Source organism: Knoellia sp. 3-2P3 (assembly GCF_029223115.1).
Classification (GTDB): Bacteria; Actinomycetota; Actinomycetes; order Actinomycetales; family Dermatophilaceae; genus Pedococcus_A.
On sequence record NZ_JARGZE010000004.1, the window covers coordinates 203,236 to 230,085 of the forward strand.

Annotated in this window: 24 protein-coding genes; 16 read left to right on the forward strand and 8 right to left on the reverse strand. The window is 72.8% G+C overall.

What is annotated here, in order from left to right; genetic code table 11:
- Nucleotides 1–3: 3 nt before the first annotated feature.
- Nucleotides 4–1,305 (reverse strand): HAMP domain-containing sensor histidine kinase, encoded by a 1,302-nt coding sequence (locus P0Y31_RS13495; protein WP_275870188.1) that lies wholly within the window; start codon nt 1,303–1,305, stop codon nt 4–6.
- Nucleotides 1,306–1,317: 12 nt separating this feature from the next.
- Nucleotides 1,318–2,004, reverse strand: a complete 687-nt coding sequence (locus P0Y31_RS13500; RefSeq protein ID WP_275870190.1) for a response regulator transcription factor — start codon at nt 2,002–2,004, stop codon at nt 1,318–1,320.
- A gap of 135 nt (nt 2,005–2,139) precedes the next feature.
- Here P0Y31_RS13500 and P0Y31_RS13505 point away from each other — a divergent pair, with 135 nt between their 5' ends.
- Both P0Y31_RS13505 and P0Y31_RS13510 read left to right on the forward strand, forming a co-directional pair.
- Nucleotides 2,140–2,622, forward strand: a complete 483-nt coding sequence (locus tag P0Y31_RS13505; RefSeq protein WP_275870192.1) for a hypothetical protein — start codon at nt 2,140–2,142, stop codon at nt 2,620–2,622.
- Between the two features lie 88 nt (nt 2,623–2,710).
- A complete protein-coding gene (locus P0Y31_RS13510) occupies nt 2,711–3,880 on the forward strand; it encodes a glycosyltransferase (RefSeq protein ID WP_275870194.1) in 1,170 nt (389 codons plus the stop codon).
- Nucleotides 3,881–4,034: 154 nt separating this feature from the next.
- Here P0Y31_RS13510 and P0Y31_RS13515 read toward each other — a convergent pair whose 3' ends face one another.
- The gene (locus P0Y31_RS13515; RefSeq protein WP_275870195.1) at nt 4,035–4,721 is read right to left on the reverse strand and encodes a response regulator transcription factor; all 687 of its coding nucleotides are present in this window, start codon (nt 4,719–4,721) and stop codon (nt 4,035–4,037) included.
- A 158-nt stretch (nt 4,722–4,879) separates the two neighbouring features.
- On the opposite strand from P0Y31_RS13515, the gene P0Y31_RS13520 reads away from it, so the two are divergent.
- The 6 genes from P0Y31_RS13520 to P0Y31_RS13545 are packed head-to-tail and all read left to right on the forward strand — an operon-like array spanning nt 4,880 to nt 12,498.
- Entirely contained in the window at nt 4,880–6,040 is a 1,161-nt protein-coding gene (locus P0Y31_RS13520) for a glycosyltransferase (RefSeq protein ID WP_275870197.1), read from the forward strand.
- On the forward strand, nt 6,027–7,250 hold the full coding sequence (locus P0Y31_RS13525; protein WP_275870199.1) for a glycosyltransferase family 4 protein: 1,224 nt from the start codon (nt 6,027–6,029) through the stop codon (nt 7,248–7,250). The genes P0Y31_RS13520 and P0Y31_RS13525 overlap by 14 nt, the downstream gene beginning before the upstream one ends.
- The gene (locus P0Y31_RS13530; protein ID WP_275870200.1) at nt 7,250–8,395 is read left to right on the forward strand and encodes a glycosyltransferase family 4 protein; all 1,146 of its coding nucleotides are present in this window, start codon (nt 7,250–7,252) and stop codon (nt 8,393–8,395) included. The genes P0Y31_RS13525 and P0Y31_RS13530 overlap by 1 nt, the downstream gene beginning before the upstream one ends.
- On the forward strand, nt 8,395–10,203 hold the full coding sequence (locus P0Y31_RS13535) for an ABC transporter ATP-binding protein (RefSeq protein ID WP_275870201.1): 1,809 nt from the start codon (nt 8,395–8,397) through the stop codon (nt 10,201–10,203). Before P0Y31_RS13530 ends, P0Y31_RS13535 begins: the two co-directional genes overlap by 1 nt.
- Nucleotides 10,190–11,413 (forward strand): phosphotransferase, encoded by a 1,224-nt coding sequence (locus P0Y31_RS13540; protein ID WP_275870202.1) that lies wholly within the window; start codon nt 10,190–10,192, stop codon nt 11,411–11,413. Before P0Y31_RS13535 ends, P0Y31_RS13540 begins: the two co-directional genes overlap by 14 nt.
- Nucleotides 11,410–12,498, forward strand: coding sequence for an aminoglycoside phosphotransferase family protein (locus P0Y31_RS13545; protein WP_275870203.1), 1,089 nt, complete (start codon nt 11,410–11,412; stop codon nt 12,496–12,498). Before P0Y31_RS13540 ends, P0Y31_RS13545 begins: the two co-directional genes overlap by 4 nt.
- Here P0Y31_RS13545 and P0Y31_RS13550 read toward each other — a convergent pair.
- From P0Y31_RS13550 to P0Y31_RS13570, 5 genes are all read right to left on the reverse strand, one after another.
- Complete coding sequence (locus P0Y31_RS13550) at nt 12,482–13,639, reverse strand: oligopeptide/dipeptide ABC transporter ATP-binding protein (protein WP_275870204.1); 1,158 nt, start codon at nt 13,637–13,639, stop codon at nt 12,482–12,484. The genes P0Y31_RS13545 and P0Y31_RS13550 overlap by 17 nt on opposite strands.
- A complete protein-coding gene (locus P0Y31_RS13555) occupies nt 13,636–14,670 on the reverse strand; it encodes an ABC transporter ATP-binding protein (RefSeq protein ID WP_275870206.1) in 1,035 nt (344 codons plus the stop codon). Before P0Y31_RS13555 ends, P0Y31_RS13550 begins: the two co-directional genes overlap by 4 nt.
- A gap of 4 nt (nt 14,671–14,674) precedes the next feature.
- On the reverse strand, nt 14,675–15,661 hold the full coding sequence (locus tag P0Y31_RS13560; protein WP_275870208.1) for an ABC transporter permease: 987 nt from the start codon (nt 15,659–15,661) through the stop codon (nt 14,675–14,677).
- A 5-nt stretch (nt 15,662–15,666) separates the two neighbouring features.
- Nucleotides 15,667–16,677 (reverse strand): ABC transporter permease, encoded by a 1,011-nt coding sequence (locus P0Y31_RS13565; RefSeq protein ID WP_275870210.1) that lies wholly within the window; start codon nt 16,675–16,677, stop codon nt 15,667–15,669.
- Between the two features lie 109 nt (nt 16,678–16,786).
- Nucleotides 16,787–18,463 (reverse strand): ABC transporter substrate-binding protein, encoded by a 1,677-nt coding sequence (locus tag P0Y31_RS13570; RefSeq protein ID WP_275870212.1) that lies wholly within the window; start codon nt 18,461–18,463, stop codon nt 16,787–16,789.
- 176 nt (nt 18,464–18,639) lie between these two features.
- Between P0Y31_RS13570 and P0Y31_RS13575 the strand changes: the two genes are divergently transcribed.
- The 8 genes from P0Y31_RS13575 (at nt 18,640) to P0Y31_RS13610 (ending at nt 26,850) form a co-directional block, all read left to right on the forward strand.
- Nucleotides 18,640–19,080, forward strand: a complete 441-nt coding sequence (locus tag P0Y31_RS13575) for an NUDIX domain-containing protein (protein WP_275870214.1) — start codon at nt 18,640–18,642, stop codon at nt 19,078–19,080.
- Between the two features lie 54 nt (nt 19,081–19,134).
- Nucleotides 19,135–19,728 (forward strand): hypothetical protein, encoded by a 594-nt coding sequence (locus P0Y31_RS13580; RefSeq protein WP_275870215.1) that lies wholly within the window; start codon nt 19,135–19,137, stop codon nt 19,726–19,728.
- Entirely contained in the window at nt 19,725–20,045 is a 321-nt protein-coding gene (locus P0Y31_RS13585) for a transcriptional regulator (RefSeq protein WP_275870217.1), read from the forward strand. The genes P0Y31_RS13580 and P0Y31_RS13585 overlap by 4 nt, the downstream gene beginning before the upstream one ends.
- A 112-nt stretch (nt 20,046–20,157) precedes the next feature.
- Nucleotides 20,158–22,041 carry a translational GTPase TypA gene (typA, locus tag P0Y31_RS13590; RefSeq protein WP_275870219.1) on the forward strand — a complete coding sequence of 628 codons (1,884 nt, stop codon included), beginning with the start codon at nt 20,158–20,160 and terminating at the stop codon, nt 22,039–22,041.
- 3 nt (nt 22,042–22,044) lie between these two features.
- Nucleotides 22,045–23,769, forward strand: coding sequence for an ABC transporter substrate-binding protein (locus P0Y31_RS13595; RefSeq protein ID WP_275870222.1), 1,725 nt, complete (start codon nt 22,045–22,047; stop codon nt 23,767–23,769).
- The gene (mshB, locus tag P0Y31_RS13600; RefSeq protein WP_275870225.1) at nt 23,766–24,659 is read left to right on the forward strand and encodes an N-acetyl-1-D-myo-inositol-2-amino-2-deoxy-alpha-D-glucopyranoside deacetylase; all 894 of its coding nucleotides are present in this window, start codon (nt 23,766–23,768) and stop codon (nt 24,657–24,659) included. The genes P0Y31_RS13595 and mshB overlap by 4 nt, the downstream gene beginning before the upstream one ends.
- On the forward strand, nt 24,656–25,147 hold the full coding sequence (locus tag P0Y31_RS13605; RefSeq protein WP_275870228.1) for a flavin reductase family protein: 492 nt from the start codon (nt 24,656–24,658) through the stop codon (nt 25,145–25,147). Before mshB ends, P0Y31_RS13605 begins: the two co-directional genes overlap by 4 nt.
- Before the next feature lie 17 nt (nt 25,148–25,164).
- Complete coding sequence (locus P0Y31_RS13610) at nt 25,165–26,850, forward strand: VanW family protein (protein ID WP_275870230.1); 1,686 nt, start codon at nt 25,165–25,167, stop codon at nt 26,848–26,850.

The following is a 26,850-nucleotide window of genomic DNA, read 5'->3' on the forward strand; positions in this document are numbered from 1 at the left end:
CTGTCATGGAGGGAGGGGCACCCCGGCGTCGTGGCGTGGGCCACCGAGCCGGAGGCGGACCACGGCTCCGCTCTCGTCGGTGGACACTTCCGCGGAGCCGCCCGACCGCTGGGCCAGGCGCTGGGCGATGTCGAGGCCGAGGCCGCTCGAACCGGCTCGGCTCTCCCCGCGGCGGAGGATGTGCTCGTCCGGGAAACCCGGACCCGTGTCATGGACGGTGAGGGTGGCGCCGCCCGCGTCGTGGGGTTCGACGACGACGGTGAAGTCCGTGCCCTCGGGGGTGTGGGCGAAGACGTTGTCGAGCAGGGCGTCGAGGGCGGCACAGACCTCGTCCCGGCGGGCGGCCACGAGGCACGGGCCCGGCGGCAGCGCCATCGTCACGTGCCGCGCCTGCTCGTCGGCGAGCACCCTCCAGAAGTCCATCCGGTCGGCCACCACCTCCACCACGTCGGTCGCGGCAGGGGGCCGCTCGCTGACGGGTCGGCGGGCGTGGTCGATGACCGCGTCGATCTGGGCCACGAGCTCGTCGACGTCGGCCCCGAGCCGGGCGCGCTCCGCCGGGTCCCGCAGCGTCTCGGCGTCGAGCCGCAGGGCGGTCACGGGGGTGCGCAGCCGGTGGGAGAGGTCGGCGACGGCCTCCCGCTCGGTCGCCAGCAGCGACGTGATGCGCTGGGCCATCGTGTTCAGGGCCGCGGCGACGTTGCGGATCTCGGGTGGGCCCTCCGGGCGCACCGTGGTCTCCAGGTCGCCGCCACCCAGGCGCTCAGCCGCCGCCGCGAGGTCGGCGGCCGGGCGCGTGATCGACCGGGCGAGCCGGTCGGCCACCAGCAGCGAGAGCGCCACCAGCACGGTCCCGAGGGTCAGCAGGACACCCCAGGCGTGCCAGACCCCCCGGTCCAGCCTGCTGGAGGACACCCTCGTGCTGATCACGGCGGTCCCGTCGGCGCGGAACACCGGCTGGTCCACCACGGCACTCCCGTCCGGCAGCCTTCGCTGCACCGCCGTCCTGATCTCCCCGCGCGGCCGACCACCGCGCCACCCGGCTGTCTGGGTGGTCAGGGTCCTGCCGTCAGGAAGGAAGATGGCGACGCTGTACCCGCTTCCGGAGACCGCCCGTGCCGCCTCGAGCGCCGCCGTGTTGTCGGCTGTCGCCACGAACGGCGCGATCGACTGGCCGCGCCTGGTGGCCGCCGCGATCGCGGCGGTGTCGGCAGTGCGGTCCACGAGGAGTGCCAGGGGCAGGACGAAGGCGAGCATGACCAGCGACGTGGTCGCACCCACCAGGAGCCAGACCTGCCGTCGCACAGCCGCCTCGTGTCACGGCGTCGTGGCCGGCACGAGCTTGACCCCGACGTTGCGCACGGTGTGGATCAGGCGCGGGTTGCTGGCGGACTCGCCGAGCTTGCGCCGCAGCCAGGACACGTGCACGTCGACGGTCTTGTCCGCACCGCCATAGGGCAGGTGCCAGACCTCGGCCATGATCTCGCGGCGCGAGACGACCACGCCCGGCCGGCCGGCCAGGAAGGCGAGCAGCTCGAACTCGCGGGGCCGCAGGTCGAGCAGCCTTCCGCCGAGCCGGGCGGTGCGTCCGGCGAGGTCGACCGTGAGTGTCCCGACGTGGAGGACCTCCTCGCGCGTGCCGGCGTCGCTGCGACGGAGGACGGCGGCGATCCGGGCCCCCAGCGTCGAGGAGGAGAAGGGCTTGACCACGTAGTCGTCCGCACCGTGCTCGAGGAGGTCGACGACCGAGGCGTCGTCGTCGCGCGCCGTGGTCACGATCACCGGGATGCTGCTCACGGCCCTCAGCATGCGCAGCAGCTGGGCGCCGTCGATGTCGGGGAGTCCGAGGTCGAGCACGACGAGGTCGTGCCTGCCCTCGATGGCCTGCTCGAGGCCTGACCTGCCCGTCGCCGTCCACGTGACGGCATGACCCCGCTCGCTCAGCGCGCGCAGCAGCGCACAGCGGATGCGGGTGTCGTCCTCGACGAGCAGCAGGGACGCCATGAGCGCACGGTACGGGCGGACCCCCCGCTCCACCCACGGCCATCTGGCGTAGTCGGCCGTGGCATCGGTCGTACTTATGGTGCGCCTTCCACCCGTTTAGTGCGCCCTTAACCTCGCGGTGCCGACAATGGGGACATGAGGCGGGTGCTGCTCCTGGCGGCCCTGTGGCTGGTCTTCGCCGTCGCTTCGGTGGGCGTCGGGTTCACCGCTGCCGGGCTGATCGAGGGGCCGTTGGCCACCGTTGCGGGACCGCGGGCCGTGGCAGCGGCCGCCACCACGCCCGCCACGGCGGAGGGGCCCTCCGCGACTGCTTCGGCCGCCGACCCGCTGCCCTCCGGCGCGACGCGCGGCATCGCCACCGCTGGAGGCTACGTCAGCGGCGTCTGCGAGGCCGGCCTGATCAGGCTCAGTGCATCTCCGGAGCCCGGCTGGGAGCTCGTCGAGCTCTCCAACTCCGACACCGAGGACGACCCGGACGGGCTGCGGGGCGGCGACGTGGAGTTCGAGCAGGCCGGGGTGGGCACCGGCGCGGTCTCGGTGGAGGCCTGGTGCAGCGACGGCATCCCCAGGTTCGTGGTCGAGGCTGACCAGGACGACATGTTCGACGACGACGACTGAGGTCCGGCCCCGCGGCGAGCAGAGGGGACCGCCGGGGCTTAACCGGGCGTTAGCGCACGTTTAGGGCTGACCGGCCCACGATGGCATCGTGACGCGGATCGCGCTCTACTCGCACGACGCACTGGGCCTCGGGCACGTCAGGCGCAGCCTCGCGCTTGCCCAGGCCTTCAGCGGCCTGGGCCCGCGTCCCGACCTCCTGGTGCTCAGCAGCGTCCCCGAGGCGGCGCTCCTCCCGCGACCTCGTGGCTGCGACGTCCTTACGCTGCCCGGCCTGCTCAGGCGCGGCCAGGAGCGGTATGCCGCCCGCGACCTCCTCGGCGTGCCGCCGCCGGAGGTGCGCCTGCTCAGGTCGGTCGCGTTGCGGGCGGCGCTCACGGCCTTCGCTCCCGACCTCCTCGTCGTCGACCGGCACCCCCGGGGAGCCCACGCAGAGCTCGAGACGGCGCTGGCCGCGCTCCCGTCCACGACCCGGGTGGTCCTCGGGCTGCGGGACGTGCTCGACGAGCCGGTCGCTGCGGCCGGCGAGTGGACGGCGCATCGTTGCACGGAGGCGCTCGACGCCTGGTACGACGCGGTCTGGGTCTACGGCGACCGCGTTCTGCACGACCCCACCGAGCACATCCGCATCCCTCACCGGCTGCGGGACGACGTGGTGTTCACGGGTTACCTCGCCCCGGCCCGGCGCCGCCCCTCGCCGCCAGCGGACCAGGAGGGCACACCGGGACCCGTGCTCGGCCTCGTCGGCGGCGGGGCCGACGGGGCGGCAACCGCGCACGCCTTCGTCGCAGCGGCCTGCCTCCACGGACGCCCCGCCGTCCTGGTGCTGGGCCCGCAGATGCCGGGGGAGGAGCGAGTCGCCCTGCGCTCGGCGGCCCTGGGCGTGCCCACCCTCCTCGTGCACGACTTCGTCCGTGACACCGCGTCGCTGCTGGACCGCTCGTCGGCCGTGGTGGCCATGGGCGGCTACGGCACCACGTGCGAGGTGCTCGCGAGCGGCCTGCCCGCGCTCGTGGTGCCGCGCACCAGGCCGCGGCGCGAACAGATGCTGCGCGCCTCCCTGCTGGCCCGGCGCCGGCTGGTGGACCTGCTGCACCCGGACGACCTGGGGCCCGAGGCCGTGGCCAGCTGGGTGAGCGGCGTCAGCGGGGGCCGCAGGCCCGCAGGGTCGTACGGCGTCGACCTCGACGGCCTGGCCCGTGTGCGGGACCTCGCCGCCGCCGTGCTGGAGGGCAGGCGGCCGGTCCATGTCGCCGTGTGAGCCGCCGCCGTGTGAGCGGCCCTGCCGCACGCCGCGTCGAGCTGCCCTCCCGCCCGCCGCGTCGAGCCGGCGTCACCGGACCCCTCACCCAGCCCGGTGACGCCCTCGAGCGGCGGCCACCGCCGTCAGCCGCTCGCCTCCGGCTCTCCGCCCGTCACGCCGCCGTGGGCTCGACCAGCTTGACGCCGACGTTGCGGACGGTGCGGATGAGGCGAGGCTCGTCCGCGCTCTCCCCGAGCTTGCGCCTCAGCCAGGAGAGGTGGGCGTCCACCGTCTTGTCCGCCCCGCCACAGGGCAGGTGCCACACCTGCGCCATGATCTCCCGCCTCGAGACGACCACGCCCGGCCGGGAGGCCAGGAAGGCCAGCAGCTCGAACTCGCGCGGCCGCAGGTCGAGGAGGTGACCGCCGAGCTCCACCGTGTGGGCGCGCAGGTCGACCACGAGGTCGCCCACCACCAGGCGCTGGTCCGGGGTGGCCGCACCAGCCCGGCGCAGCACCGCGGTGATGCGCGCGCTGAGGTGCGCGGCGGTGAACGGCTTGATGACGTAGTCGTCGGCCCCGTGCTCGAGCAGGTCCACCACCGACTCGTCGTCGTCGCGCGCGGTGACGACGATGACCGGCACCCTGCTGACGGCTCGCAGCATGCGCAACATGGGCGCCCCGTCGATGTCCGGCAGGCCGAGATCCAGGACGACGAGGTCGAGCCCGTCCTCCAGCGCGCGCTGGAGGCCTGAGCGGCCGGTGGCGGCCCACGCGACGGTGTGGCCACGGGCCGCCAGGGCGCGCAGCAGGGCGCTGCCGAACCGGGCGTCGTCCTCCACGAGCAGCAGGGAGGCCATGCGGGCACGCTAACGCGGGGGCCGCGCCCGGCAGCACGGTTGTTCGGCGTAGTCAGCGCGCCCTCGACCTCCGCCTTGCAGACGGTCCGGCACGGGCACGGACCACCGTTTACCGCGCGTTAGCGTGCCTTTAAGGGCCGGGCTCGCAGCCTGACATGGTGACCCGCATCGCGCTGTACTGCCACGACGCGCTGGGTCTCGGCCACATCCGGCGCACGCTCTCCCTGGCCCGGGCCTTCAGCGACCTGGCCCCCCGCCCGGACATCCTCGTCCTCAGCGGAGCGCAGGAGGCTCTCGCGCTCCCCAGGCCCCCGGGCTGCGACGTGCTGCGGCTCCCCGGCTTGGTCAAGCAGGGCCGGGACAGGTATGCCGCGCGGGACCTGCCCGGGGTCGCCCCCGCAGAGCTGTGTGCCCTGCGCTCGGGCGTCGCAGCCGCTGCGCTGACGTCCTTCGCGCCTGACCTGCTGGTGGTCGACCGGCACCCGCGTGGGGTGGGCGGGGAGCTGGAGGCCGCCCTGATGGCCCTGGCTGGGCGCTCGACCGTCGTGCTGGGCCTGCGAGACGTGCTCGACGACCCCGCCGCTGCCGGGCGGGAGTGGTTCGCGCACCGGTGCGCCGCGGCGCTGGACGCGTGGTACGACGCGGTGTGGGTGTACGGCGACCGGCGCGTGTACGACGTCACCGCGGACATCGTCGTGCCCCCGCGCCTGCGAGAGGCGGTGCACTTCACCGGATACCTCGCGCACGGCCGTGACGAGCGGACGGCTCGGACGGGCGCGCGCCGGACCGTGCTGGGGCTCGTCGGTGGCGGCGGCGACGGCGCTGAGCTGGCACGCGCCTTCGTCGAGGCGGCGCCGTTGCACGGCAGGAGCGCCACCCTGGTGCTCGGACCGCAGATGCCATGGGAGGACCGCACCTGGCTCCACGCCACCGCTCGTGACGTTTCCACCCTCCGGGTGCTGGACTTCGTGAGCGACATGGCGGTGCTGCTGGACCAGGCCCGGGCCGTGGTCGCCATGGCCGGCTACAACACCGCCTGCGAGGTCTTGGACCGCCGGCTGCCCACCCTGATGGTGCCCCGGGTGACGCCGCGCGCGGAGCAGCTGGTGCGTGCGGCCCGGCTCGAGGACCACGGCCTGGTCACGTTGCTGCGCCCCGGCGACCTGACCCCCCAGTCGGTGGCCTCCTGGGTCGCCGGGGCCATGTCGCGAGCCGGTCGCGGTCCGCTTCCGGTGCCCCGGCTGGATGGGCTGTCGCAGGTCAACCGCCTCGCGGCCGCGCTGCTCGAGGAGAGGCGGGCTGCGCATGTCGCGGTCTGAGCCGCGGGTCGGCTACGTCGCCAAGATGTATCCGCGTTTCTCGGAGACGTTCGTGGTCAACGAGATCAGGGCGCGTGAGGCACAAGGGGAGCAGATCGAGGTCTTCTCGCTCCGGCCACCCATCGATGGTCGCTTCCACGGCACGCTCGCCGAGGTGCGGGCACCGGTGACCTACCTCAGCCACTCGAGCCTGCGCGCGAGCCAGCTGTGGGACCTGGCCCGTGCGGCGCAGGCGGCCCACCCGACCGTGGGCCGCCACCTCGAGGCACTCCTCGGCCTCGAGGCGCTGGAGGCCGCCGAGGCGCTCGAGCTGGCCACGTGTGTCGCGCAACGGGGGATCGACCACCTGCACGCCCACTTCGGCAGCTCCGCGACCAGTGTGGCCCGGGTCGCCGCGCGCATCTCCGGGCGGCCCTACTCCTTCACTGCCCACGCCAAGGACATCTTCCACACCGAGGTCGACCACCGCGACCTCGAGCGCAAACTGGCCGACGCACACCACGTCGTCACGGTGAGTGACTACAACCTGCAGCACCTGCGCCACGTCTTCCCCACCGCCAGCCGAGCGGTCCACCGGGTCTACAACGGGGTGGACCTCGACCGCTTCGGCTTCGAGCCGGGGCCGCGCCGGAACGAGGTCGTCGCCGTGGGCCGGCTCGTGGAGAAGAAGGGCTTCGCCGTCCTGGTCGACGCCGTGGCCCTGCTCGCCGCACGGGGCCATGAGGTTCCGTGCCTGGTCGCCGGGGACGGGCCGCTCGCCGAAGAGCTGGCGGCTCGGGCCCGTGCGGCCGGGGTGCAGCACCTGGTGCGCTTTCTCGGGCCGCTGCCGGAGAACGAGATTCGGGCACTGGTGGCCGGTGCGGCGGTGCTCGCGGCCCCCTGCGTGGTCGGTGCCGACGGCAACGCGGACGGGCTCCCGACGGTGCTGCTCGAGGCCTTGGCCCTGGGCACACCCTGCGTCTCGACCTACGTGACCGGCATCCCGGAGGCCGTGCGTCACGAGTCGACCGGGCTGCTGGTGCCGCCGGGTGACGCGTCCGCCCTGGCAGGGGCGCTGGAGCGCCTGCTCGCTGACGAGGCGTTGCGGGAGCGGTTGGCACGGCAGGGGCGCGCCCTGGTGGAGGCGGAGTTCGACCTGCGGCGGCAGGCGCGGGTGCTGCGCTCGCTGGTCGGCTCCCGTGGGTTGGCGCGAAGCGGCGAGGTGGCGTGATGCGCGTCGCGTACGTCTGCGCCGACCCCGGCGTGCCCGTCTTCGGGACGAAGGGCAGCTCCATCCACGTGCAGGAGGTGCTGCGCCAGCTGGCGCGCAGAGGCGTGCAGCTGACCCTCTGGTGCGCCCGGACCGGTGGCGCACCGGCTGCTGGGCTGGAGGAGGTGGAGGTGCGCTGCCTCCCGCCGGCGGGGGGCGGCCCCCCCGCGCAGCGCGAGGAGCAGCAGCGCAGCACCGACCTCGAGCTGGCCGCGCGGCTGGGTGAGGGGCCCCGGGTCGACCTCGTCTACGAGCGGTACTCCCTGTGGGGCACGGCCGGCATGCGGCACGCCAGCCTGCTCGGGGTGCCGGGCCTGCTCGAGGTCAACGCCCCGCTCGTCGAGGAGCAGGCGCGCCACCGTCAGCTGGTCGACCGCGACGGGGCGCTGGCCCGGGCCGGGGCCGTCTTCGCCCTGGCCCGCTCGGTGCTGTGCGTGTCCGAGCCGGTGGCCTCCTGGGTGCGCGAGGTCGCCCCGGGTGCCCGCACCGTGGTCCTGCCCAACGGCGTGGACCCGGCCCGGTTCACGCCCGGACCCGAACCGGCTGGGCCGTTCACCGTGGGATTCGTCGGGACGCTCAAGCCGTGGCACGGCGTCGACGTCCTGGTCCGGGCGGTCGCCCTGCTGGACGGGGTGCGGCTCCGCGTCATCGGGGACGGCCCGGAACGCGAGGCCCTCGAGCGGCTCGCGGTCCGGCTGCTCGGCGCGCACCGCGCGGACTTCGTGGGCGCGGTGCCGCCCCGGCAGCTTCCCGCCGAGCTCGCCCGTCTGCACGTCGCGGCGGCGCCGTACCCCGTCGCGGACACGTACTTCTCGCCGCTCAAGGTCTTCGAGTACCTCGCGGCGGGGCTTCCCGTGGTGGCCAGCCGGTCCGGCCAGCTGTCGCAGCTCCTGGCTGACGGCGTCGACGGGCTGCTCACCCCCGCGGGTGACGTGGTGGCCCTGGCCGCGGCGATCGCCAGGCTGCGCTCCGAGCCCGAGCTCAGGGTGAGGCTGGGACGGGCGGCACGGCACACGGCGCAGCGGCACACCTGGGAGGCCGTCGTCGACGCGTCGCTGGCCTCGGCCGGCCTCCCGCTCCGGCCGCCCGCACCGGTGGTGGTGTGATGGGCCGGCACCAGGCCACGCTGACCGAGGCGGTCCCCAGCCTCCGGCACACGATGCGGATGCTGGGCCCGTACGTGCGATCGCAGCGAGCCCTCCTGGCGGGTGGGCTGGCGGCAATGCTGGCCGAGGTCGCCTTCCGGCTCCTCGAGCCGTGGCCGCTGAAGGTCGTCATCGACGCGGTGGTGGCCCCGGGGGCGGCCGGCCAGCCCGGCATCACCCGGCTGCTCGTGCTGGCCTCGCTGGCGATCGTCGCAGTCGCAGCCCTGCGGGCCGGGGCGTCGTACCTGTCGACGGTGTGCCTGGCGCTCGCCGGGACCCGCGCCATGACCCAGGTCCGCGCAGTGCTGTTCGACCACCTGCTGGGCCTGTCGCTGCGCTACCACGGAACGGCCCGCACCGGAGATCTGGTCACCCGCCTGATCACCGACGTCGGCCGTCTCCAGGACGTCGCTGTCACCGCCGCCCTGCCGCTGGTGGGCAACGTGATCACGCTGGTGGGGATGGTCGTGGTGATGATGGTCCTCGACCCCCTGATGGGGCTGATCGTCGTCGCCGCCCTCCCGGTGTTCCTGCTCATGAGCGGCCGTCGCAGCCGCAGGATCACCGGCGCTGCGCGCGAACAGCGGCGCAGGGAGGGCCAGCTCGCCAACACCGCCGCCGAGGGACTGAGCGCGATGCCGGTCGTGCACGCGTACGGGCTCGAGCGGGTGCTTCGAGGTCAGTTCGCGGCCAGCAACCAGCGCAGCCTTGCCGAGGGGGCCAGGGCGACCCGGCTGTCCGCCGGGCTGGAGCGGCACACCGACCTGCTCGTGGGGGTGGCCACGGCGGCAGTGGTGCTGGTCGGCGCCACCCGCGTCCTGCATGGCCAGCTCACCGTGGGTGAGCTCGTGGTGTTCGTGAGCTACCTCAAGGGCGCCTTCAAACCGATGCGGGACATGGCCAAGTACACCGGGCGGATCGCCAAGGCGGCGGCCTCGGGCGAGCGGATCCTGGGTGTGCTGGCCGTTCCGGCCGACGTGACCGACCGCCCCGATGCGGTGGTCGCACCCCGCCTGCGCGGCGAGCTCCGGCTCGAGGACGTGACCGTCGACTTCGGTCGTGGGGAGCCGGCGCTGCGCGGGGTGAGCCTGCACGTGCCGGCCGGGACCCGGCTCGGGCTGGTCGGACCGTCCGGCTCGGGGAAGTCGACCGTGGCCGCCCTGCTCCTTCGCCTGCACGACGTGGACAGCGGCCGGGTCCTGGTCGACGGGGTCGACGTCCGCGAGTACGTCCTGGCGTCGCTGCGCGCCCAGCAGGCCATCGTCCTGCAGGAGTCGGTGCTGTTCGCCGGCTCGGTGCGGGAGAACATCCGCCTGGGCCGGCCGGACGCCAGCGATGCCGACGTCGAACGGGCTGCCCGTCTGGCCCGCGCCCACACCTTCATCACCGAGGTGCTGGGCGGCTACGACGCCCTGCTCGGGGAACGCGGTGCCACCCTCTCGGGCGGCCAGCGGCAGCGCCTGGCCATCGCACGGGCCATCCTGCGCGACCCGTCGGTGATCATCCTCGACGAGGCCACCACGGGGCTGGACCCGGTCAACCAGCGCGAGGTGCAGGCCGCGCTGTCCAACCTGTGCTCAGGTCGGACCGCCGTGGTGATCTCCCACGACCTCCACGCGGTGCTGGACTGCGACGTCGTGGCCTGCCTCGACGGTGGGCGGGTCGTCGAGGTGGGGCCACCCGCAGAGCTGCTGGCCCGCCGCGACGGCGTCCTGGCGACGCTGCACCAGCTCGACGGAAGCGGCGGGAGGAGCGGTGCTCTCACCTGACGACGCGGAAGTGGTGGCCCGGGACCCGGAGGTGCTCGCGATGGCAGACCTGCTGGACCCGGACCGCGCCGCGCGCCGGATCGCCGCCGTGGCCGCCCCGGACTGGGGCACGGTGGCCTCTGCCCGCGTCACGTACCTGAGGTACAAGCCCGGTGTCAGCCTCACGGCCGCCGTGGAGGCGGTCACACCCTCCGGGGTGCGCCACGGGTACGCCGTGGCGGGGACGGCCACCACGGCCGACAAGCTGGCCAAGCCGGTGCTCCGGGGCCGGCAGGCACCCGGGGACTTCGCTCCGTGCCTGGCCGACGACGTGCTCCTCCTCGGCCCCCTCACGGCCGACCCGGCCCTGCGGGCGGCCCGAAGGGTGGTCGCCGAACCGGCGGACCTGGTCCCCGGCGCGGTGCGGACCACCGTGCTCACCTACAAGCCGGCGCGCCGCCTCGTCGCCCGCCTGGACGGCGCCGGGGGGCCCGTGCGCGTCGCCAGGGTGCAGCCCACCGGCACGACGCTGCCCACCGCCGCGGCGGCCCGGTGCTGGGCCGAGCTGGGCGTCGAGGTGGCCGCGGTGCACCGCCCGCGTCGCGGTGGCCGGGTCACCCTGGTCGACTTCCTCCAGGGAGCGCACCCGGTGGACGGGACGGAGCCCGGGCTGTTGGCAGAGGCAGGCGCGCTGCTCGCCCGGGCTCACCGGGCCCAGCCCTTCCGCGGGGCTGCCTCCGCCGACCACCGGGCCAGTGCCCGGGCCGCGGTCCGTTCCGTCATCGCGGTCGCCCCGCACCTCGGCGCCGCCGCGACCGCCGTCGCGGCCCGCCTTGGGGCCCTGCTCGACCCCCGGGCGCCGGGCGTGCTGGTGCACGGCGACCTGTCAGTCGACCAGGTCCTGGTGCGCGGCCGCGGCCTGGCGCTGCTCGACCTCGACCGGGTCCGCGTGGACCTGCCGGCAGCCGATGCCGCCTCGTGGTTCGCTGCCGAGGTCCTGGCCGGCCGGTGGCCCCCGGACGCCGACCCCGTGGACGTGCTCCAGCCGATGATCCGCGCGTATGCCGCGGGGCCCGCGGGGCGGCTTACCGACCGCCTGCGCCCGTTGGCCGCCCTGGCCCTGCTGCAGCGCGCGGGTGAACCGTTCCGGCTGCGGCAGGGGGACGGGGAGTGGGCCGAGCGAGTGGCGGCCCTCGTGCAGGGCGCCGCGGCACAGACGGGCCGGCGGTGAACACGGGGAGCCTCGCGGCCGCGGCCCGGCTGGAGGCCGCCGCCGGGCCGCTGGGGCTTCGTCGCGCCTGGCCGCGCCCGGACGGCTCCCTCCACCTCGAGTACGTCGACGCCCGCGGAGACACCGTGGCGGCGCAGCTGCTGCCGGACCGGGCCCGCGCCGAGACCGTGGTGACGGCAGCGGGCAGGGGCGCGGAGCTGCACCCGGCACAGCCCGTGGTCCTGCACTGGTCCGGGGCGGACGGCCGGCTCGGCGCCCTGCCCGGACTGGTGCGTCGCGGAGCCCGGGTCGTCAGCCACCGGCCGGAGCGCCGGGCGGTGGTGCAGCGCCCGGACGGCGCCTACGCCAAGGTGGTGCGGCCGGGCACCAGCTCGGGGCTGGTGGCGACCAGCGAGCGGACGCGCCTGGCGGCCCGGCGCGCGTTTCTCGTGCCCCGCGTGCTGGCGCACGACCTGTCCGCGGGGGTGGTCACGTGGGAGGAGGTCCCCGGCCCCACCCTGCTGCAGGTCGGACGCAGTGCGCCGGGCCCGGTCGACCTCGTCCAGGCCTGGACGGCCGCCGGCCGCGCCGTCGCCGACCTGCACCGGCACGACGCCACGGACCTGCCGGTCCACGACGCCCGCGACGAGGTGCGCACGACCGAGGGGTGGGTGGAGTCGGCCGTCGCCTGGGGCCTGCTGCCCGCGGCAGCCGACCCGGCGGCATACCGGCTCCTGCTGGCCGGTCCGCCGGGGCCGGTGGGGGTGCTGCACCGGGACCTGCACGACAAGCAGGTGGTGCTGGCCCGGGACGGCGTCGGCGTCCTGGACCTCGACACCCTCGCCGTGGGTGAGCGAGCCCTGGACCTCGGGAACGTCCTGGCGCACCTCGAGCTGCGCGTTGCCCAGGGCCTGCTCGGCGAGCGGGCAGCCCAGCTGGCGGGGGCGGCGTTCCTGGCGGGCGCCGCCCCCGACGCCGACACGCTGCGCCGCGTCCCCGCCTACCAGCAGGTGGCCCGGCTGCGGCTGGCCGGCGTCTACGCCTTCCGGCCGGGCTGGAACGCGCTGGCTCGGCGGTGGTGGGCCAGCGCTACATCGCCTCGGTGACCGAGGCGGGCCCCACGAACTCGTCGCCGCCGGCGCCGGTGTCGGTCTGCTCGGTCAGCAGGGTCGCCACCTCGTGCGGCTGGATCTCGCCGGACTCGATCTGCTCGGCCCAGTGGCACGCGACGCGGTGCGACGACGGGACGCCGTCGACCTGCACGACCCGCAGCTGGGGGCGCTCGGTGTCGCACTTGGTCTCCTGCCGCCACGGGCAGCGGGTGTGGAACCGGCAGCCCCGGGGCGGGTTGGCGGGGGAGGGCAGGTCGCCCTTGAGCAGGATGCGCTCGCGGCGGTCCTCCACCAGCGGGTCGGGAACCGGGACCGCCGACATCAGGGCCCGGGTGTACGGGTGCAGCGGCTGCGCGTAGAGGTCGTCGGCCGCGGCCTCCTCGACCAGCGCACCGAGGTACATCACGCCGATGCGGTCGCTGATGTGGCGGACGACGGCGAGGTCGTGGGCCACGACGAGGTAGGTCAGGCCGAACTCGTCCTGGAGGTCCTGCAGGAGGTTGATGACCTGCGCCTGCACGGAGACGTCGAGGGCGCTGACCGGCTCGTCGGCGACGATGAGCTTCGGGTTCACCGACAGGGCGCGGGCGATGCCGATGCGCTGGCGCTGACCGCCGGAGAACTCGTGCGGGTACTTCTTCAGGGCCGCCGGGGGCAGGCCGACCGCCGCGAGGAGCTCGCGCAGCCGCTTGGCGGCGCTCTTCTCGTCCTTGGCGAGGCCGTGGGCCTTCATCCCCTCGATCAGCAGCGACTCGACCGACTGCCGCGGGTCGAGGCTGCCCATGGGGTCCTGGAACACCATCTGGATGTCCTGGCGCTTGTGGCGCAGCGCCTCACCGCTGAGGGAGGCGATGTCCTCGCCGTCGAAGACGACCGAGCCCTCGGTCGGGGTCTCCAGGTTGAGGATGGCCCGGCCCAGGGTGGACTTGCCGCAGCCCGACTCGCCCACCAGGCCGTAGGTCTCGCCGCGGCGGATCTGCAGGTCCACCCCGTCGACGGCGTAGACGAAGCCGACGACCTTGTCGAAGATGACCCCCTTCTTGATGGGGAAGTGCACCTTGACGCCCTTGACGTCGACGAGGACGTCGTCGGCTCCTGCCTTCTCGGTCGTGGCCGTCGTCTCGCTGACGGTCATCGGGTCACCTCCAGGGGGTTCTCCACGGGGTTGTGGCAGCGCAGCCAGCGGCCGCCGCCGTCGTCGAGCAGCTCGGGCCGCACCTCGCGGCACTTCTCGAGCGCGTTGGGGCAGCGCGGCGCGAAGGCGCAGGCGTGCTCCCAGGGCAGGTTGTCCGACACCGAGCCGGGGATGGGCGTCAGCTTCTCGCCGCGCGCCCCGTCGAGCCGGGGGATCGACCCGAGCAGCCCCACGGTGTAGGGGTGGCGCGGGTGGGCGAACAGCGGGTGCCGGTCACCGCGCTCGACGATCTTGCCGCCGTAGAGGACGTTGACGCGGTCGCACAGGCCGGCCACGACGCCGAGGTCGTGGGTGATCATGACCAGCGCGGTGCCGGTGTCCTGCACCAGCTCCTTGAGCAGGGCCAGGATCTGGGCCTGGATCGTCACGTCGAGCGCCGTGGTCGGCTCGTCGGCGATGAGCACGCGCGGCTGGCAGGCCAGGGCCATCGCGATGAGGGCGCGCTGGCGCATGCCACCGGAGAGCTGGTGCGGGTAGTCCTTGAGGCGCCGGTCGGGGTCGGGGATGCCGACCTTGTCGAGCATCTCGCGGGCCACCGGGGTCGCGGCCTTGCGGGACATCCCGCGGTGGCGCTCGAGCACCTCGGTCACCTGCACGCCGATGGGCACGACGGGGTTCAGGGACGACAGCGGGTCCTGGAAGATCATGCCCAGGTCGCGGCCCCGACGGTCACGCATCTGCTCGTCGGACTGCCGGAGCAGGTCGGTGCCCTGGAAGTCGACCTCGCCCTCGACCGTCACGGCCCGCTTGGGCAGCAGGCCCATGATGGCGAGCGAGGTCACGGACTTGCCGCAGCCCGACTCGCCCACGAGGCCGACGGTCTCGCCCGGCCGGACGTCGAAGCTGACGCCGTCGACGGCGACGAACGGCTTCTCCCCGTGGCGCTGGAAGGTCACCCGCAGGTCGCGGACGCTGAGCAGCGGCTCGTTCCGGTTGGTCTGGGTCTGGACGTTCTCGATGGTCTCGGTCATGCCCTTACCTCCGGGTCTTCGGGTCGAGCGCCTCGCGCAGCGACTCGCCCATGAGCGTGAAGCCGAGGGCGACGATGATGATGCACGCGGCCGGGTAGAACGCCAGGTGCGGGTAGTCGCCGAGGAACTCCTGGGCCTGGCCGAGCATCTGGCCCCACTCCGGCCTGCGGTCGTCCGGGTTGCCGAGGCCGAGGAAGGACAGCGCCGCGGCGTCGATGATCGCGGTGGCCAGCACGATCGTGGCCTGCACGATCACCGGCGCCAGGGAGTTCGGGATGATGTGCCGGAACACGATCGCCGACTTCTTCACGCCCAGGGCCCTGGCCGCCAGCACGTGGTCGCTGTGGCGCACTGCCAGCATCGAGCCGCGCAGCAGGCGGGCGAAGATCGGGATCTGCACGATGGCGATGGCGATGATGACCGTCCACATGCTGGGGCGCGCTGCCACCGCGGCGATCGACATGGCCAGCAGCAGCGACGGGATGGAGAGCATCACGTCGACGACCCGCATGACGAAGGAGTCGACCCAGCCGCCGAAGGCGCCTGCCAGGGTGCCGAGGAACAGGCCGCCGATCAGGCCCAGGACCGTCGACACGACGCCGACGATGAGGGTCTGCTGGGCGCCCACGATGAGGCGGGACAGCAGGTCGCGCCCACGGTTGTCGGCCCCGAGCGGGAAGCCGGGCTCCGGCCCCGGGATCGGGTTGGACTGCTGGCGCACCTTGTCGAGCAGCAGGCCCTCCGTGGGGTCGTGCGGTGCGACCCAGGGGGCGACCAGCGCGAGGACCACGAAGGCCAGGGTGATGCCGGCTCCGACCAGGAACACCGGGTTGCGGCGCAGCCGGCGCCACGCGCTCGCGATGAGGGAGACGCCGGGCGCCTCCTCGATCTCACCCGCGCCGGTCACGGTGCCGCCGCCGGCGGTGGCGGCGAGGCTGTCGATCCGCTCCTTGCGCCGGTCGGCCTGGGTCTTGAGGGGGTTGCGGTTCATGGGGCTCACCTCGTGCGGACGCGCGGGTCGATGACGGCGTAGGCGACGTCGACGATCAGGTTGATCACCACGAAGGTGACGGCCGCCGCCAGGATGAGGATCTGGAGCACGGCGTAGTCGCGCAGCGTGAACGCGTTCGCGAGGGCGTCGCCGATGCCGCCCCACGAGAAGACGCGTTCGGTGAGCACGGCGCCGACCAGCAGGCCACCGGTCTGCAGGCCGATGGTCGTGATGACGGGCAGCAGCGCGTTGCGCAGGATGTGGCGGCCACGGATGGTGCTGTTGGCCAGGCCCTTGGACTCGGCGGTGCGCACGTAGTCCTCGTCCATCACCTCGAGCACCGAGGCGCGCGTGATGCGGAAGATCACCGCGAACGGGATGCTCGACAGGGCCAGCGCGGGCAGGATCAGGTGCTTGAACGAGTCCCAGGCCGCGTCCCACTCGCGGGTGAGCACGCCGTCGAGCACGAAGAACCCGGTGACCCGGGTCGCGTCGATGCCGGTGCTCTGGCGGCCCGACACGGGCAGCACGCCGAGCTCCTCGGCGAAGATGAACTTGAGGACGAACGCCAGGAAGAAGACCGGCACCGCGACCCCGACGAGCGACCCCACGATCGAGGTGTTGTCGAGGGTCGAGCCGCGCCGCCGGGCAGCGACGTAGCCGAGCGGGATGCCCGCGGCGATCGCGATGACCATCGCGACGATGGCCAGCTCGATGGTGGCCGGCATCCGGGTCAGGAAGATGTCGAGGGCGTCACGGCCGGGCAGGACGCCCGTGGAGACGCCGAAGTCACCGCTCAGCACCCGCTGCACGAAGCGGCCGTACTGCACCCAGATGGGCTGGTCGAGCCCGAGCTCCTTGGTCAGCCGGGCCGTCGACTCCGGCGTCGCGCGGTCTCCCAGCATGGCCGAGACCGTGCCCCCCGGCAGGGATCTCAGCCAGATGAACAGCAGCAGCGACAGGACGATGACCACCCCCACCATCTGGATCAGTCGCCGCACAATGAACCTCAGCACGCGGTGGTCTCCTCACTCCTTCGTGACGGTGGCCGCCCCAGCGTATGTGCTGGGACGGCCACCGGGTACTGCCTGGATGGTGCTTGCCGTCTAGAGAACGGCGGTCACCTTACTTGCCGACGGTCACGCCGGAGAACTCCTCCGCCGTCAGCGGCGACGGGACGACGCCCTCGACCTTCGGGCCGGTGACGAGCGCCGGCGGCGAGTGGCTGATCGCCAGACCCGGGAGGTACTCCTCCATGATCTGCTTGTTGACCTCTTCGTAGGCCTTGGTGCGCTCCGCCTCGTCGACGATGCCGTCGGCCTTGGCGAGGTCCTCGGACAGCTTCTTGCCGTAGTCGGTGACCTTGGTGTGGAAGTCGTTGACCGACAGGTTGCCGAAGAAGGTGCCGATGAAGTTGTCGGCCGAGTCGTAGTCGCCGGTCCAGCCGAGCAGCCAGGCGTCGAACTGACCGTTGTCGACACCGTCGAGGTAGCCGCCGTTCCACGGCTTGGTGACGACGTTGACCTTGATGCCGACCTTCTCGAGGTCCGTGCGCAGCGCGTCGTGGATCTTCTGCGGGTTCGGCATGTACGGACGCGAGACCTCGGACGGGTACGCGAAGGTCAGGCTCATGCCCGTGGCGCCGGCCTCGGCGAGCAGGCTCTTGGCCTTCTCGGGGTCGTAGGCGTAGGGCTGCAGGTCCTTGTTGTAGCCCTTGACCGCCTCAGGCATGAACTGGGTGGCCACCGTCGCGCCCTCGGGCAGCTGGGTCTTGACCAGCTGGTCCCGGTTGAGGGCGTGGTAGAGGGCCTGGCGGACCTTGATGTCCTTGAGCTTCGGGTTCTTCTCCGGGTTCAGGCCCATGTAGAGGATGTTGAACGCGGGACGCACCTCGACCTTGTTGCCGTCGCTCTCGAGACCCTTCCAGTCCACCGGGTTCGGCAGGTCGTAGGCGTCGATGCTGCCGGCCTTGAGCTCCTGGCGACGGGTGCTCTCGTCGGGGATGATCTTGAAGATGATCTTCGAGGTCTTGGCCTTCTCGCCCCAGTAGTCGTCGTTGCGCACGAGCGTGACCGTCTTGTTGGCCTCGTCGTACTTGTCGAGCTTGTAGGGGCCGGTGCCGACGGGGGCCTGCGAGTAGGCCGGGTAGGCGAAGCCCTCACCCTGGGTCTTGACGTCGTTGGCCTTGCCCGCCTCGAGCGCCTTCGGCGACTGCATGGAGAAGGAGTCCAGCGACAGCATGGTCGGGAACTTCGAGGTGGCGCGGGCGACCTTGAGCACGGCGGTCGACTCGTCCTTGGCCTCGCAGCCCTGGAACAGCGACTCGGCGGCCTTGTCCTTGAAGGCACCCATCGTGTAGCCCCAGTACTCGGCCGGGCCCGCCTGGGCGGCCGCGTTCTGGTCGAACATGCGCTCGAAGTTGTAGCAGACGGCCTCGGCGTTGAAGGGCTCGCCGTCGGTGAACTTCACGCCCTTGCGCAGGGTGAAGGTCCAGGTCTTGCCGTCGTCGGAGGGCTCCCACTTCTCGGCGAGCTCGGGCTCGACCTCGGCGGTGCCGGCCTTGATGCCGACCAGCCCCTCCATCATCTGGCGGGTGATCCGGAAGGTCTCGCCGTCAGTGGCGTAGAAGGGGTCGAAGACCTCGGGAGCGCCGGCCGCACCGAAGGTGAAGGTGTCCTTGGTGTCACCGCCGCCCGCGGTGTTCTCGCCGCCGGATTCGCGCTCCGACTGGGCGCAGGCCGCCAGCGTCAGGGCCAGCGTCGTCGCCAAGACGACCGGAGTCGCCTTCCGCGTGTACTTCATCGAATACCTCGCTTGGTGTGCGAACTCCCGGGACCCCGGTCGGGTGCCCAGGATGTGCGTTGTGAGTGGTGCGCCGCAGGGCGTGACAGCACGTCTTCTACGGTTGGTCGCTGACACTAGCGAGATATGCGGTGGGCACGGGGCCGTGCCGCAGATATTTACCGGAGTGAAACACGATGGGGTCAGGGGAGGGCGGCACGCGCCGCGAGGTCGTGGGGGCGGCCATCGTCGACGACCTGCGACGGCCGGGGCTGCTGCTCTCGGCGCGGCGCACCGAGCCCTCGGCCCTCGCCGGCGGCTGGGAGTTCCCCGGCGGCAAGGTCGACCCGGGTGAGGAGCACGCCGAGGCCCTGCGGCGCGAGCTGCGCGAGGAGCTCGGCGTCGAGGTCGAGCTCGGCGAGCTGCTCGAGGGCCCGCTCGAGCGCGGGGGCTGGCCGCTGGGCGACGACTTCGTCATCTGGGTGTGGTGGGCCGTGGTCGTCGACGGCGAGCCACAGCCGCTCGAGGACCACGACCTGCTCCGCTGGCTGGGCCGCGACAGCCTGTATGCCGTGCCCTGGCTCCCGGCGGACCTCCCCATCGTGCGTGCGGTCGAGGAACGCCTCGGGCTCTCTTGACCGCAGATCACTCTGCGTTGCAGAGTTAGTGCAAGGTGGAGAGCGGAGGGCGTCATGTCACTGGAGGAGATCGGCCTGCTGTCGGAGCAGGAGCGCCTGCGCGCCCGGGCGCGCGGCGACCAGCACCTCTCGTCGGTCCCGCTGCTCGGGCTGGCCCTGCTCGTCGCGGGCAGCGCGCCGCTGGCGACCTCGAGGGGCCTGCAGGACCTGCTCTACTGGCTCATCGCCACGCCCGCGCTGTTCGTCGGACTGTGGTGGTGGCGGCGCCGCACGGTGCGGCTCACCGGACTGGGCCGCCCCAGCGCCGGTTACGGGGTCGGTGCGGTCTTCGTGGTCCTGGTGTTCCTGCTCGTGTTCCCGGTGCTCTTCCTGGCCCCCCTGGCCGCCGCCTGCGCGGTGCTCCTGGTGCTGGGCCTGCGCCAGCGCAACGGCTACCTGGCCGGCTGGTCCGCGCTTCTGGGGGTGACGGGGGCCTTGACCCATCTCGGCTTCTTCGACAACCGGCTGTACGAGCTGAACCGGTGGCTGCAGGACTACCGCGCCGCCGACGAGGGCTGGTTCGAGGGGTCGCCCGTCCTCACGCGACTCGCTCTGGCTGCGCTCGCCGCTGCAGGCGGGCTCTGGGCGCTGCGGCGGGAGCGTCGGTGACCTCGCAGGAGCCCCACCCCACCTCCGGGCTCGACGACACGGTCCACCAGCGGGCCCGGCTCGGCATCCTCACGATCCTCGACGAGTCCGACCGGGCCGACTTCGCCTACCTGAAGAAGGTGCTGGGCCTGACCGACGGCAACCTGGGCCGGCACCTCGAGGTGCTGGGCAGCCAGGACCTCGTGGCACTGGAGAAGGTGTTCGAGGGAAGGCGGCCCCGCACCTGGGTCAGCATCACCCCGGCGGGCCGCCGCGCGCTGGCGACGGAGATCGCGGCGCTGCGCGCCCTGGTGCGCCGCTTCGACGCGTCCCGGTGACGCGCGGGGCCCTCACGACCCGGCGCCACGGCATACCCGCCGGTGTGCCCGAGGTCACCGCCCCCACGGCGCTGGTTCGGAGCACGGGCAAATCCCTGAGAGAATGTCCGCCATGCCCATGAAGACCCGCGGTGACATCCGCAATGTCGCCATCGTTGCCCACGTCGACCACGGAAAGACCACGCTGGTCGACAAGATGCTGTGGGAGGCCGGCGCGTTCGGCGAGCACCAGCACGTCGACGAGCGCGCGATGGACAGCGGTGACCTCGAGCGGGAGAAGGGCATCACCATCCTCGCGAAGAACACCGCCATCCGGTATGCCGGCAAGGCGGCGGCGGACGCCGGCCTCACCGACGGCGTCACGATCAACATCATCGACACCCCCGGCCACGCCGACTTCGGTGGCGAGGTCGAGCGAGGCCTGTCGATGGTCGACGGTGTCGTGCTGCTCGTCGACGCCTCCGAGGGCCCGCTGCCGCAGACCCGTTTCGTGCTGCGCAAGGCGCTCGCGGCGAAGATGCCGGTCGTCCTGTGCATCAACAAGGTGGACCGGCCCGACTCGCGCATCCAGGAGGTCGTCGACGAGGTCTACGAGCTCTTCATGGACCTCGACGCCGACGAGAGCCAGATCGAGTTCCCGATCGTCTACGCCTCCGCCAAGGCCGGGCGCGCCTCGCTGAACCGCCCCGAGAACGGCGGCCTGCCGGACGCGGACGACCTCGAGGCGCTGTTCGCCACGATCCTCCAGACCATCCCGGCCCCCACCTACGACGACGAGGCCCCGCTGCAGGCCCACGTCACCAACCTCGACGCCTCCAACTTCCTCGGACGCCTGGCGCTGCTGCGCGTGCACAACGGCACGATCCGCAAGGGCCAGCAGGTGGCCTGGTGCAAGATCGACGGCTCCATCGAGCGGGTCAAGATCACCGAGCTGCTCATGACCGAGGCCCTCGAGCGCAAGCCCGCCGACGAGGCCGGCCCCGGCGACATCATCGCGATCGCGGGCATCGCCGACATCATGATCGGCGAGACCCTGGCCGACGCCGAGAACCCCGTGCCGCTGCCGGTCATCACCGTCGACGAGCCCGCCATATCGATGACCATCGGCACCAACACCAGCCCCATGGTCGGCCGGGTGCGCGGAGCCAAGGTCACCGCCCGCATGGTCAAGGACCGCCTCGACAAGGAGCTCGTCGGCAACGTGTCGCTGCGGGTGCTGCCCACCGAGCGCCCCGACGCCTGGGAGGTCCAGGGCCGCGGCGAGCTCGCGCTGGCCATCCTCGTGGAGCAGATGCGCCGCGAGGGCTACGAGCTGACCGTCGGCAAGCCCCAGGTGGTCACCCGCGAGGTCGACGGCAAGCTGCACGAGCCCGTCGAGCGGCTCACCATCGACACCCCCGAGGAGTTCCTCGGGGCGATCACCCAGATCCTCGCCGCCCGCAAGGGCCGCATGGAGCAGATGACCAACCACGGTACGGGCTGGATCCGGATGGAGTTCCTCGTCCCGTCGCGCGGGCTCATCGGCTTCCGCACCGAGTTCCTCACCGAGACCCGCGGCACGGGCATCGCCCACCACGTGTTCGAGGACTACGAGCCTTGGTTCGGCACCATCACGACCCGCACGAGCGGCTCGCTCGTCGCCGACCGTACCGGCGCCGTGACCGCCTACGCGATGGTGAACCTCCAGGAGCGCGGCACGCTGTTCGTCGAGCCGGGCACCGAGGTCTACGAGGGCATGATCGTCGGCGAGAACAGCCGCGCCGACGACATGGACGTCAACATCACCAAGGAGAAGAAGCTCACCAACGTGCGCGCCTCCTCGGCCGACAACTTCGAGAAGATCGTGCCCGCCCGCAAGCTCAGCCTCGAGCAGTCGCTGGAGTTCTGCCGCGAGGACGAGTGCGTCGAGGTCACCCCCGAGGCCGTGCGCATCCGCAAGGTCGAGCTGGACCAGACGGTGCGAGCCCGGACGGCGGCGCGGGCCCGCAACCGGTAGGGCATGCGCTCCACGCGACGACTGCTCGGCGCCGTCGGGGCCCTGGTGGCCCCGGCGCTCGCTGCGGGCTGCTCGGCGGTCTCCTTCGACCAGGCCGGCGGCACCGACGAGGGGACCCTCACCGCGGTCTCGCTCGGCCCGGCCGCGACCTGGGACCCGCAGCGGATGACCTCGCAGAAGGACATGGCCTTCGCGGGGAGGGTCTTCATGCGCACGCTCACGGCGTTCCCGGCCGGTGCCGACGCCGCTGAGCAGAGCCGCCTCGTGGGCGACCTGGCCACGGACACCGGCCGGCCGAGCAAGGACCTGCGGACCTGGTCGTTCACGCTGCGCGACGGCGTGTCCTGGCAGGACGGCTCGCCGGTCACCTGCGAGGACGTGCGCTACGGCGTGGCCCGCTCGTTCGCCGAGCCCATCGCCACCGAGGGCCTGAACTACCCGCTGGCCGCGCTCGACCTGCCGAGGAAGGCCGACGGCAGCGCCACCTACCGCGGGCCATGGAGCGGCGGGGGCGGCTCCGGTGCCAAGGCCTTCGACAAGGCGGTGTCCTGCAAGGGCCGCACCATCACGTTCCGGCTCACGGAGCCGCGCGCCGACTTCAGCCAGATGGTCTCGCTGGCGCCCTTCGCCCCCTACAAGAAGAGCGCCGACAAGAGGGAGGCGTCCAAGCACGCCGTGTTCTCCAACGGGCCCTACCTGCTCAAGGGCGGCTGGGACGAGGGCACGGGCGGCACCTTCGAGCGCAACCCCCACTGGCAGCAGGCGTCCGACCCGGTGCGCCGACCGACCGCGGCGCGGATCCGCTACCAGGAGGGGGTGGAGGCGCAGACCGCGACCCAGCACATCATGGCCGACGACGACGAGAACCGGCGCGCCGTCGCGCTCGACTCGGCCCCACCGGCCATGCAGCACAGCATCACGAGCAGTGACGGCCTGCGAAGCCGGTCGGTGAACCCCCGTCTCGCCCTGGTCGACTACCTGGCCGTCAACGTGGCGCGCGGCCCGCTCACCAAGGCCGAGGCCCGCCAGGCGCTGGCGGTGGCCACCAACCGCGAGGGCTACGTCACCGCCCTGGGTGGCCCCACCGCGGCGACGCCGGCGTACTCCGTCGTGGGGGGCGCGGTGCCGGAGCACCCCGGCAGCGACCTGCTCGAGGCGGGGCCACGGGGCAACACGGCGGTGGCCCGCGCGCTGCTGCGGGACAGCGGCCTGACCCTGCCCGTGCGGCTGCGGGTCGCCTACCGGTCGACCCCGACGGCCGACAAGGCCATGGCAGCGCTGGAGAACGGCTGGGAGGCCGCGGGCTTCGACATCGCGCTCCAGCCGGTCGAGAAGGACTACTTCGCGGCCGTCTCGTCGCCGGGACGCACCCGGGAGAGCGAGGTCATCTGGGCCAACTGGGCGGCCGACTGGCCGTCGGCCTCGACCGTCCTCCCCCCGCTCTTCGACAGCAGGATCAACCTCTCGGCCGCTGGCTCCGGGCGCGACTACGGCCGCTTCTCCGACGACAAGGCCAACGCGCGGATGACCGAGATCCAGGGCGTCCGCGACCGCACCCGGCGCGAGCAGGCCTGGGCGGAGCTCGACTCCAGCCTCGTCCGCGCCGGCGTCTACGTCCCCCTGGTGCAGCACCGGGCCCTGTTCACCGCGGGTTCCGAGGTGACGGGCCTGGCCGCCAACGAGGCGCTCGGCGGCTGGGTCGACCTCGCCCGGGTGGGTGTGCGGTGAGCAACGGACGTGAGGTGCTGCTCTTCGTCCACGCCCACCCCGACGACGAGAGCCTCGCCACGGGAGTGGCGCTCGCACACCACGCCCGGCAGGGCCACGAGGTGCACGTGCTCACCTGCACGCTGGGGGAGGAGGGCGAGATCATCCCCGCCGACCTGGCCCACCTGGCGTCCGACCGCGACGACGCCCTCGGTCCGTGGCGCCGTGAGGAGCTGCGCAGGGCCATGGCGACGCTGGGGGTGCACCACCGCGTGCTCGGGGAGGACCCCGGGCGAGGGGTCCTCTCCCGCTGGCGCGACTCCGGCATGGCCGACACCCCGACGGCCGCCAACCCGGCGGCCTTCGTGAACGCCGATCCCGCCGAGGCGGCAGCCCTCGTCGCCGCCGTGGTCGCCGAGGTCCGGCCCTCGGTCGTGGTGACCTACGACGCGCACGGCGGCTACGGCCACCCCGACCACATCCAGGTGCACCGGGTCACCTGCGCCGCCGTGGCAGGCCTCCCCGAGCGCGAGCGCCCCGCCCTGTATGCCGTGGTGACGCCGCGGTCGTGGGCGCTGGAGGACCGCGCCTGGCTGGAGGAGCACGTGCCCGCAGGCTCCGGCTGGCGCGTCCCGGGCCCGGGTGACCCCTTCCCGCCCTCCGTCGTCGACGATGGAGCCGTGACCCACGAGATCGTCGACCCCTCGGTGCTGCCCCTGCAGACCGCGGCCCTGCGCGAGCACCGCACGCAGGTCAGCGTGGGCGAGGGCTGCTTCGCGCTGTCCAACGACGTCGCCGCCCGGCTCCCCGGCCGCGAGGGGTTCGCCCTGCTCGACCCGTCGACCGGGGGCCTGGTGCCCGCCGCCGACGGTGTGCGCAGGACCTCGCTGCTTCCCGGTGAGGACGCATGAGGGAGGAGCCCACCCAGGACCGCTTCCGCCTGGCCATGGGCCGCTTCGCCACCGGTGTCAGCATCCTCACCACCGTGTCGGGCGGCCACGACCACGCGATGACCGCCAACGCCATCGCCTCGGTGTCCATGGACCCGATGCTCGTCCTCGCTTGCATCGAGGTCGACGCCCGGTTCCACGACGCCGTCAAGGACGCGGGCACGTGGGGGGTCAGCGTGCTGGCTGCCGACCAGCGGCCCACCGCGGACTGGCTCGCCACCCAGGGCCGCCCCCTGCACGGCCAGCTCGACCGCGTGCCGCACCACCGCGGCACCACGGGGGTCGCCCTGCTCGACGGCGCCTTGGCAACGATTGAGTGTCAGACCACCGACATCCACCCCGCTGGCGACCACAGCATCGTGGTGGGCGAAGTAGTGTCGCTGGGAGTTGCCGAGCACCCCGGGGCGGCACTGATGTACTACCGCAGCCGGTACGGGTCCCTGGCGTGAGAGAAGAGAGTGTCCTAGTGCGACGTGGTGAACGGGGCGGGGCCGCCCTGCGCCTGGCCATTGCCCTGGCCGTCCTCGCGGCCGGGTACATCGGCCTGGCCGCCTTCCTGGGCCGGCACGTCCCCGCCAACGCCTCCGTGGCCGGCATCCCGATCGGCGGGAAGTCACCCGCCGACGCGGAGGCGACCCTCAAGCGGCAGCTGGCCTCGCAGGCGTCCGCGCCCGTCCGGCTCGAGGCCGGGGGCAAGACCATCGACATCGACCCCTCCGCCGCCGGACTGTCGCTCGACCTCGAGGAGACCCTGCAGGGGTTGAGCGGCTTCTCCCTCAAGCCCGGCGACATCTGGAACAAGCTCAACGGTGGCGAGGACCAGCCCCTGAGGACCGATGTCGACCGCGACCGCCTGCGCGCCGTGCTCACGGAGACGGCCAAGGGGGTCGACAAGGGCGCCCAGGAGGGATCCATCACCTTCCCCGGCGGACAGGTCAAGGTCGTCGCGCCCGTGTCAGGGGTGTCCCTGCAGGTCGAGGAGACGGGCGACGCCATCGCCGCGGCCTGGCCCACGACCAAGCCCGTCAAGGGGGTCGTCAACACCGTCGCGCCCAAGGTCTCCGCGGAGGAGATCCAGCGGGCCCGCACCGAGTTCGCGTCCAAGGCGATGTCCGCGCCCCTGCGCGTGGCGGTGGGCCGGACCGCGCTCGTCCTGCGGCAGGCGGAGTTCGCACCGGCCATCACCCTGAAGGCCGACGGCGAGGGCCGTCTCGCGCCGGCCTACGACAGCAAGAAGCTGCTCGCCGCCGTGCGGGCGGCGGCCGCGGAGAAGGGGCTGGAGCCCAAGGCGCAGGACGCCACCTTCCGGTTGCAGGGCGGCAAGGCGGTGCTCGTGCCGGCGGTGACCGGGCTGCAGATCGACGAGAAGTCGCTGGTCGACGCCTTCGGGCCCGCGCTCACCTCGAGCAGCCGCACCCTGAACGCCAAGACCACCGTCGTCCAGCCGGAGCTGACGACGGAGGAGGCCCGGAAGATCGCGCCGAAGCAGGCCATCTCGACCTTCACGACGTACTTCCCGAACAACCCGCCGCGCACCGAGAACATCATGATCGCGGCGCGCACCCTCAACGGGGCCTTCGTGCCCCCGGGCAAGTCGTTCAGCCTCAACGAGCGTCTGGGCCAGCGCACCGGTGCCAAGGGCTACAACCCGGCCCCGGTCATCATCAACGGCCGGCTCACCAAGGACTACGGCGGCGGCATCTCCCAGCTGTCGACGACGCTGTTCAACGCGATCTTCTTCTCCGGTGCCCGCATCGAGGAGCACCACCCGCACAGCTTCTACATCGCCCGCTACCCCGAGGGCCGCGAGGCGACCATCTCCTGGCCGGACGTCGACAACCGGTTCACCAACGACACCGCGGGCGGCATCCTCATCCAGTCCTACGTCTCCGGCAACAGCGTTACGGTGACCTTCTACGGCACCAAGACGTGGGACGTCCAGGCCACCAAGGGGCCGCGGCGCAACATCGTCAAGCCCAAGAAGATCGTCGACGACAAGCCCACCTGTGTGCCGCAGGAGCCGACTCCCGGCTTCGACGTCACGGTGACCCGGATCTTCAAGAAGGGCGGCGCAGAGGTGAAGCGCTCGACCTTCAACACCCACTACATCCCCGAGGACGACGTCACCTGCACCCACCCGAAGGCGCAGTAG